Annotated in this window: 5 protein-coding genes and 2 pseudogenes; 4 read left to right on the forward strand and 3 right to left on the reverse strand. The window is 69.7% G+C overall.

Features of this window, described 5'->3' with window-relative positions:
* Positions 1-165: 165 nt before the first annotated feature.
* Positions 166-1023: an MHYT domain-containing protein gene (locus tag B9S58_RS22210; RefSeq protein ID WP_103533843.1), complete on the reverse strand. Its 858-nt coding sequence runs from the start codon at positions 1021-1023 to the stop codon at positions 166-168.
* 362 nt (positions 1024-1385) lie between these two features.
* On the opposite strand from B9S58_RS22210, the gene B9S58_RS22215 reads away from it, so the two are divergent.
* The 3 genes and pseudogenes from B9S58_RS22215 to B9S58_RS22225 form a co-directional block, all read left to right on the forward strand.
* Entirely contained in the window at positions 1386-2486 is a 1101-nt protein-coding gene (locus B9S58_RS22215) for a saccharopine dehydrogenase (RefSeq protein ID WP_103533844.1), read from the forward strand.
* On the forward strand, positions 2483-3088 hold the full coding sequence (locus B9S58_RS22220; protein ID WP_103533845.1) for a TetR/AcrR family transcriptional regulator: 606 nt from the start codon (positions 2483-2485) through the stop codon (positions 3086-3088). The genes B9S58_RS22215 and B9S58_RS22220 overlap by 4 nt, the downstream gene beginning before the upstream one ends.
* Positions 3089-3279: 191 nt before the next feature.
* Positions 3280-3493, forward strand: a pseudogene (locus tag B9S58_RS22225) (ISL3 family transposase); the annotation flags it as partial.
* A 145-nt stretch (positions 3494-3638) separates the two neighbouring features.
* On the opposite strand, the gene B9S58_RS22230 reads toward B9S58_RS22225, so the two are convergent.
* Both B9S58_RS22230 and B9S58_RS22235 read right to left on the reverse strand, forming a co-directional pair.
* Complete coding sequence (locus B9S58_RS22230; RefSeq protein WP_103533846.1) at positions 3639-4220, reverse strand: DUF4352 domain-containing protein; 582 nt, start codon at positions 4218-4220, stop codon at positions 3639-3641.
* A 1042-nt stretch (positions 4221-5262) separates the two neighbouring features.
* Positions 5263-5655 (reverse strand): annotated as a pseudogene (locus B9S58_RS22235) (aminotransferase class I/II-fold pyridoxal phosphate-dependent enzyme); the annotation flags it as partial.
* 138 nt (positions 5656-5793) lie between these two features.
* On the opposite strand from B9S58_RS22235, the gene B9S58_RS22240 reads away from it, so the two are divergent.
* Positions 5794-6000 (forward strand): hypothetical protein (locus B9S58_RS22240; RefSeq protein WP_103533847.1); only part of this gene is annotated, 207 nt, incomplete at its 3' end.

The raw sequence follows: 6000 nt of genomic DNA on the forward strand, positions 1-6000 counted from the left end.
CATCCTGGCGCATGACCGGTCCCGCTCACTCCGGGCGCGGGGACCTCGGCAGGGTGAGGAGCCCCGGTTCCCTGCTCCGCCGGCTTCGTGGTCGGCTCCCGGAGGATGCCGGCCTTTGCCGAGATGTCGCACATCTGGCGTCTCCCTGATCATCGGATCCGCCGTTCATTGAACACTCCCCATGCCCGCGGTGGTGTCAGTTGCGTGGGTCGCGATGGGAGGCGGGACCGTTTCTGCCTGCCAGGGCGGTGGGGATGTGTGTCGCAGTCGCGAGTGTGTGCCGCGTTCATCGGATCCCATGATGACGTCCCCGTCGAAGATGACGATCACGGCGGAGACGATGAGGGCTGCCAGGGGGCCGGTGAGCATGACGAGCAGGAACGACAGCAGGCTCACCGAGGACTGCGTGCCGGCTCCGTGGCTGCCGGAGGGGACGTCGAGCGCCGCCATTCCGGTGTAGTGCATGCCGGTCACGGCCACGCCCATGATCAGGCTGGCACCGAGGCTTGCCCAGAGCCCATGTACGGAAACCGCCGCCCAGAGTGCGGCGGTCGCGGCCACGACCGCGATGAGGATCGACAGGGCCACCGTCGCGTACGAGTACCGCAGGTCGTCGGGAGTGTGCATGGCGGCCATGCCGAGATAGTGCATCGCCGCGACGCCCAGCCCCGTGAACACCCCGGCCGTAGTCAGCACCACGGTCCCCGGTCCGCGGAACCCGACGAGGAAAACGCCTACGGCAACCACGGCTATCGCGACCAGAAGGCTGAGCAGGGTCATGACGGAGTCGTACTTCATCGACATGCCGTCGATGGTGAATCCGGCCATGGCGATGAAGTGCATGGTCCAGATACCGCAGCCGATCGACACCGAACCCAGGGCGAGCCAGCCGACCCGGTTCGTATCGCGCCGGATCGCGCGGGTCGTACACCGCAGCCCCAGAGCCGCGCCCAGGCAGGCCATCAGGAAAGCAGCGACCGGGGTCACTGCCCCGTAGTGGAAGTTGGAGACGGTGGTTTCCACAACAGGAATCCTTTGCAGACGGCCGGTGGTGGCTGCGGAACTGTCGTCCGAGGCAGCACGGGGCTGGTGTCTTCGGACTGGCGGAAGTGGCTTCGAGACATTCGCCGCCGCACAGGTGCACCGGCTCTTTTCAGCCAGTGAATATTTAGCATTCAACCATGCGGTCGTGTTGCCGCCAGGAGAGGGGGTGGCGCTCGGCGGCCCGTGCGGCGCTTCGGGTCGAGGCGGCGGCCTGGGCCTGGTGTGCGATGTCCGGCTTCCGAACCGGTCCCCATGGACCGCGGCCCGTCTTCATCGCCGCTGAAGTCGCATGCCGGACCCCGCCCCACACCCTTCTAGGTCAGATGACCTATAGTGTGGGTATGGACAACGATCAGCTGGTGCATGACCCCGACGGACCGGTTCTCCTCGTCGGTGGATATGGAACGGTGGGGGCGGAACTGGCGAGGGTGGTGGCCGGGCGGTGGCCGCTGCTGCTGGTGGGCCGCTCTCCGGAGAAGGCCAGGGAGCTGTGCGGCGAGCTCGGCGCGGAGGCGCGCCGGTGGGATCTCGGCGATCCGGTTCCCTTCCGTGCTTCGGTGCGGGCCGTGGTGGGCGTGGTCAACGATCCGGACGACCGGGTGCTGCGGGCGACTCTCGACGGAGGTGTCCCGTACGTCGATGTGACGCGCTGGACCTCCCGGGTGCAGCGCGCGGCGGCGCTGGCCTCGCTCGGCCCGGACGGGGCACGGGCGTCTGCACCGGTCCTGCTCTCCTCGGGGTGGATGGGCGGGGTGGTGCCGCTCGTCGCCGCCGCGCTCGCGGAGCGTCTGGGCGGGGCCGACCGTGTGGAGACTGCGATCCGCTACGACCTGGCCGACCGCGCCGGGGTGGACTCGGTGGAGTTCATGGACCGGCTGGGTATCGACTTCGAGGTACGCGAGGGCGGCCGGGCGGCGGCGGTCGCGCCGCTGACCAGCACGCGGACGCTGACGATCGGCGAGCACCGCACCAAGGTCGCCAGGATCGACACACCTGAGCAGTTCACCCTGCCGCTGACCCTCGGGGCGCGTACCGTGACCGCCCGCATCGGTTTCAGCAGCACCGCCTCGACCTCCGTCCTGGTCGCTCTGGGCCGTGTCGGCTTCTTCCGCCACGCCCGTGGCGAGCGCTGGCGGCCGGTCCGGCAGCGGCTGCTCTACGCGCCCGGCGAAGGCGGTACCGCTGCCCTGCGCGTCGAGGTCGAAGGTCCGCGCGGCGTACTGTCGGCCACGGTCACCGACCCGGGCGGCCAGGCCCGCCTGACCGCCGTCGGAGCCCTGATGGGCCTGCGCCGCGTCCTCGGTGCCGACGGCGCACCCGCCCGGCCGGGTCTGGCGTTCCCCGAGTCTCACCCCCTGCCCCAGACGATCCTGCCGGCCCTGGCGGAGGCAGGCGTACAGGTCGATGTCTCCGCCCTCCACGCAGGCCCGGCGGCCGCATGAGCACCGCCAAGGGGTCGGCCCGGCGAGCCGCGCTCCTGGATGCCGCCGAAGTCACGCTGACCGGCAGCGGACACGCCGCACTGTCCCTGCGTGCCGTCGCAGATACGGCCGGAGTAAGCCTCGGCCACCTCCAGTACTACTTCCCCAACCGCGACAGCCTCCTCGAAGCGCTCCTCGACCGCCTTCTGCGTCGCTCTCTGGACCGCCTGACCGCATCGGTCCCCGGCCTGGGGCCGGACGGCGGTGGAGCAGCCAGCCCCCCGGAGCGGTTGATCGACCTGCTGCTCGCCGAGCAGAACGACCCGGACCTCGTGCGGGTATTCGCCGAACTGTGGGCCCTCGCGGCACGGGACGAGGCGATCGCCACAGCCGTGCGCGCCTTCTACCGCCAGTACGCGGACCTGGTCACCGAACAGATTCGCCGCGCCCGTCCCGACCTGCCGGACGATGAACACCGCGCACGGGCCGAGGTGTTCATCGCGCTGCTTGAGGGAAGCGCACTCATGCGTTCCGGCATCGCGGGTAAGCCCTCGCCCGCAACGGATGCTCTGATCTCCCGCACCGCACTCACGCTCATCGCCGGCACGCCTACCGGCTCCTGACGGGCCCGGCCCTCACCAACGGCCGGGCCCGGGTCCGTACAACGTTCAGCTCTGACCCGTAGTCGGTGGTGACGCCACGCGACGGGCCTCGTTGGCATGGCATGCGTGATGTCAACTCCCTTGTTGGGAGCGTTTTTTCGGTGCTGTCGCCGTTGGCTGTCGAGGAGGTGGTGGACGACGGTGAGGCGATCCGGGTCATAGCCCGGCTCACCTGGTCGCCGACCGTGACCGTTTCATTCGCCACGGCCCTGTGGCTGCTGCGGCGCATTCCCCCACCGGCGGTGCCAGTTCCGCGCGTGGTCGGGGTCGACGACTTCGCCCTGCGCAGCCGGCACCGGTGCGCCACGATCATCGTCGACGCCGACAACAGGCGAGCGCGTCGACGTGCTGCCTGACCGCGAGGCCGACGAGTTCGGTGAGGGCTTCGGCGGCATGGACGCGCGAGATCGCCGAAGCAGGGCACAAGTGGCGGCCCGCCCCGAACGGCAGGTGGGCGTTGGGTGCGCGGTCGAGGGGGCCGATGCTTTGTGGTGGGACTCAGTTCACTCGATCAGGTGACGTCGCCGCGGACGCTGTCACCGAGGAGCCCGTCGGTGTACGTGACGTACTTGGCGTCGAAGATGCCCTTGCCGGTGATGGTGCCGGTGACGTTCTCTCCGGGAGCGAGGGTGACGGTGTCGAGCTGGTCCTCATCAACGCCGAGTTCGGCGGTGTGCTTGCTGCCGTCGGTGTCGGTGATCGTGACGTACAGCGGGTTGGTGTCGATGTCGTTCTTGCTGTTGTTCGTGATGGTGACCTGGACGCTGGTGTAGTCGTCGCCCTGGGCGAGGACCGACTTCCTGAAGTCGACCTGCTTGGCGGTGACTGTCACCGGGGCCTTCTTCGCGGGTTCTCCTCCCTTCGGCTCGTCCTTCTTGGTGTCGCCCTGGGTGGCGGCCGGCGGGGCGGTGGAGGATTCCGGGCTGTCGTCTCCGCCGCTGGCGACTGCGGCGATGAGGACGAACAGGCCAACGATGCCGAGGCACCCGAAGCCGATGATCTTTCCGGTCTTGCCCTTCTTCGGCGGCTGAGGCGGCTGCTGACCCCAGCCCGGTTGCTGCGGCTGGCCGGGCTGAGGCTGCTGGTATGACATGCGTTCCCCTTGTGCGGTTCGTGAAGATGCGAATGTAACGGCCCGCGTACGCCGCGTGATGCCGCATGTTCCGGTGGTGACGGAGCTGTGACCAAGAGGCGGAGACCTGCTACCGGTACACCCACGGGGCGGGAGGTGGGATCTCGCCGTCGCCGGGCGCCATCCACGGACCACGTCCCGGGCTCGAAGTTCTCCGACGCGGTGATCGCGGCGACGCCGTCGGCGTTGGTGCAGGCGCTGCCGAGGTAGCGCCCGGCGTTGGTGTGGAACTGCACCCGCCTGCCGGCGAGCGGCTCACCCGTGTAGGCATCGAGGGCGGTCGCGTGCAAGTTCTCCAGTTGCATCTGCAGGATGTTGATGGACGCCTGGCTGACGGAGAACAGCACTGGGCGCAGCTCCGGACGGCAGTCGTTGTCCCCAGGCGCATCCGGATGCGCCTGGGGAAGCTGCGGCGGCGCCGGCCGCGCTGCCAGCGCCGAGCGATGTCAGCACGACCGCAGCCACGGCGACAGCCCTACGTCCGGAGAGTCCCACGGTTCCGCCATACGAGATCGGTATCGGCGCACCCCGCCCGGCTGTCCCGTGCTCGTGCGCTGCGGCAGGGAAGGCGCTCGGAGCGGCCGACAGTAGCGAGGAGGACCCGGAACGACCGGCGCCTCCGGCAGCACACCCCGCGATCGAACACTCGGCCCCAAGAATCCGGATACTGCCGGGACCCATGAGAGCCCGTCCCCTGTCGCCCCAGGTCAGCGGAGCACGGAGACGCCAAGAGCGCGTTTGAGGCCCACGCCGGCCGGCGGCAGCAGCCTGTGACCGCCCCCTCGAACGGGTTGTCAGCGTGCCTGAACATCGCACAGGCGTTGTGCCGGTGAATCCGCTGAGCGATCTTGACCGTAGATGCACGATGCCCAGGAGCAGCAACAAGCGACGGTGGGCGAGGACCGCTCGGAGGGCTCTACTCCAGTGACGTCTCCGACGGACAGTGGGCCCTGGTCGGTGCGACACGAAGTCGCGCATTTCGAGTGAACTCGCAGAGTGGAGGCCGGATACGGCTCGAACGCGATGACCTCGTCGCCCGGTTCGAGGAGGGCGAGCAGGGAGGCGGCGATCGCCTCGGTGCCGCCGGTCGCCACGAGGAACTCGGTCTCCGGCGGCCAGGTCAGGCCGTGGAAGCGCTCCTGACGGGCGGCGACGGCGTTGCGCAGTCCGGGACGCCGGGGCCCGGCGGGTACTGGTTGCCGTGGCCGGCGCGCAGTGCGCGGACCGCCGCCTCCCGGATCTCCTCGGGGCCGTCGGTGTCGGGGAAGCCCTGGCCGAGGTTGATGGAGTTGGTCCGCACGGCCAGCGCGGACATCTCCGCGAAGATCGTCGTGCCGAACGTGGCGAGGCGGCGGTTGAGCAGCGGTCGTCCCTGTGTCGCTCGTCCTTGTGTCATGGGCGCGATCCTGGGCCGAAGCTCTGGAGTTGCTCAAGTCCGCTTTGGCGCGCGGAGGCCCGGGGAATCCCCTTGTCACACAACAACGGGGAAGCGGCGGGGAACCTCGCTTCGGGGGAAGAAAGGCGGGTGGGGAGCATGGGCGTCTTCATCGCGGTGCTGGTCGCCGTGGTCGTCGGCGGAGGGCTGCTGGTCGTCCTGCGGGTGACCGGCGGCGGGAGCGACTCGTCGAATGCGCGCGCCGGACGCCGGCGCTCCGCGAGCGGAGTTACGGCCGGTGGTGGTGGCTGGTGGGCGGGCGGCACCGGCTCCGGCACGTCCTGCGGCAGCGGTGGCTCCGGCGGG

The organism is Streptomyces sp. SM11, assembly GCF_002910905.1.
Taxonomy (GTDB): domain Bacteria; phylum Actinomycetota; class Actinomycetes; order Streptomycetales; family Streptomycetaceae; genus Streptomyces.

What these genes read in the sequence shown, in the direction of transcription:
- B9S58_RS22215 (WP_103533844.1), top strand. Translation starts at nt 1,386, where the DNA reads ATGGACAACGATCAGCTGGTGCATGACCCCGACGGACCGGTTCTCCTC.
- B9S58_RS22220 (WP_103533845.1), top strand. Translation starts at nt 2,483, where the DNA reads ATGAGCACCGCCAAGGGGTCGGCCCGGCGAGCCGCGCTCCTGGATGCC.
- B9S58_RS22230 (WP_103533846.1), bottom strand. Translation starts at nt 4,220, where the DNA reads ATGTCATACCAGCAGCCTCAGCCCGGCCAGCCGCAGCAACCGGGCTGG.